General features: G+C 71.5%; 2 protein-coding genes. Both read left to right on the forward strand.

Features of this window, described 5'->3' with window-relative positions; genetic code table 11:
• Positions 1 to 108: 108 nt before the first annotated feature.
• Positions 109 to 1,458: a ThuA domain-containing protein gene (locus AOJ26_RS39790; protein ID WP_053853214.1), complete on the forward strand. Its 1,350-nt coding sequence runs from the start codon at positions 109 to 111 to the stop codon at positions 1,456 to 1,458.
• 108 nt (positions 1,459 to 1,566) lie between these two features.
• On the forward strand, positions 1,567 to 2,048 hold a 482-nt coding region (locus AOJ26_RS39795; RefSeq protein ID WP_234358798.1), incomplete at its 3' end, for an inositol-3-phosphate synthase.

Here is a 2,048-nt window from a genome sequence, read left to right on the forward strand (position 1 = left end):
CCCGTACGACCCACCCGTATGTCCGGCCCCACTCCGGAGGCATCCGTGCACGGGAAAGACCGCACCACCCCCACCCGCAGAATCGAGACCCCCAGACGCCGCGTCCACATGAACGCCAACCGACGACGGGCCACCGCAGTCGTGGGCGCGGCCCTGCTCCTGGGCTGCGTGTCCCAACCCGCCGTCTCCCACAACGCCGACCCCGAACGGGTCCTGGTCTTCTCCAAGACGGCCGGCTTCCGGCACGACTCCATCCCGGACGGCGTGGCGGCCGTACGGGAACTGGGGCAGAGCGCCGGCTTCGCCGTCGACGCGACGGAGGACGCCGCCGCGTTCACGGCACGCAACCTGCGCCGCTACGACGCCGTCGTCTTCCTCTCCACCACCGGAGACGTCCTCGCCCCCGCCCAACAGCGGGCGTTCGAGGGCTACATCCGCAGCGGCGGAGGATACGTCGGCATCCACGCGGCCGCCGACACCGAGTACAACTGGGCGTTCTACGGCGGCCTCGCCGGCGCGTACTTCCAGTCGCACCCGGCGATCCAGCCGGCCACCGTCGTCGTCGAGGACCGGTCCCACCCGTCCACGGCCCACCTGGGCCCGGCGTGGAACCGCACCGACGAGTGGTACAACTACCGCTCCAACCCCCGGGACCGGGCCCACGTCCTCGCCTCGCTGGACGAGTCGTCGTACACCGGCGGCACCATGAACGGCGACCATCCCATCGCCTGGTGCCAGGACTACCAGGGCGGCCGGGCCTTCTACACCGGCCTCGGCCACACCAAGGAGTCGTACGCCGACCCCGCCTTCCGCGGCCACCTGCTCGGCGGCATCCGGTACGCGACCGGTGACGCCCGGGCCGACTGCCGGCCGGAGAACGGCTACCGTCCGCTCTTCGACGGCACGGCCGGCTCCCTGACCGGCTGGAAGCAGGCAGGACCGGGCTCCTTCACCCTGTCCGACGACGGCACGCTCACGTCGTCCGGCGGCATGGGGATGCTCTGGTACGCCGGCACCGGCCAGGGCTTCGGGTCCTACTCCCTGAAGCTCGACTGGAGGACGGCCAGTGCCTCCGGAGACGACAACTCCGGTGTGTTCGTGGGCTTCCCGCCCTCGGACGACCCCTGGTCCGCCGTGGACAACGGCTACGAGATCCAGATCGACGCCACCGACGTACCCGAGAAGACCACAGGGTCCGTCTACGGCTTCCGCTCCGCCGACCTGAAGAAGCGCGACCGGGCGCTGAACCCGCCGGGGGAGTGGAACACGTACGAGATCCGCGTGGAGGGCGAACGCCTCCGCGTCTGGCTCAACGGCGTGAAGATCAACGATTTCACCAACACCGATCCGGCCCGGAGCCTGCGTGACGGGCATGTCGGCATCCAGAACCACGGAGCCGACGACCAGGTGTCGTTCCGCGACATCCGGATCAAGGAACTGCCTGTCCACGGCGACTGAGCGGCGGCGGGCGGGGGACGCCGGACCCCCGCCCGCCGTCTTTCCCCCTCATGAGTGGGGTGCGCGTACGACGCGTTCGACGTTCCACGTCCGACGAGGAGGCTGCCCATGTCCGCGTCCGATTCCCAACCACGCGTCGGTGTCTGGCTGATCGGGGCCCGCGGTTCCGTCGCCACGACGGTCGTCGCGGGCTGCGCCGCCATGACCGCGGGGCTGCACCCGCCGACCGGCCTGGTCACCGAGACCCCGCCCTTCACCGACAGCGGCCTGCCCGCCCTGTCCGCCCTGGTCTTCGGCGGCCACGACACGATGGACTGCCCCCTGCCCAAACGGGCGGAGGCCCTCGCGTCGGGCGGTGTCCTGCCGCACGGCCTGCCCGCCGCCATGAGCGCCGAACTCGCCGCCGCCGAACGGGAGATCAGACCCGGCGGCCCCCTCCCCGGCGACACCAGGACCGAAGACGAGCTGATCACCGCCTTCACCGCGGACATCCGCTCCTTCGTACGGCGGTGCGGGCTGACGCGCGCGGTCGTGGTCAACGTGGCCTCCACCGAACCCGCCCCCGCCGGCGACACCCTCCCCCCGAGCTC

Origin of the sequence: Streptomyces sp. NRRL B-24085, assembly GCF_001282115.1 — a bacterium.
GTDB lineage: Bacteria > Actinomycetota > Actinomycetes > Streptomycetales > Streptomycetaceae > Streptomyces.

Excerpts from the sequence above, each read along its gene's own strand:
- AOJ26_RS39790 (WP_053853214.1), top strand. The coding sequence starts at position 109 with ATGAACGCCAACCGACGACGGGCCACCGCAGTCGTGGGCGCGGCCCTG.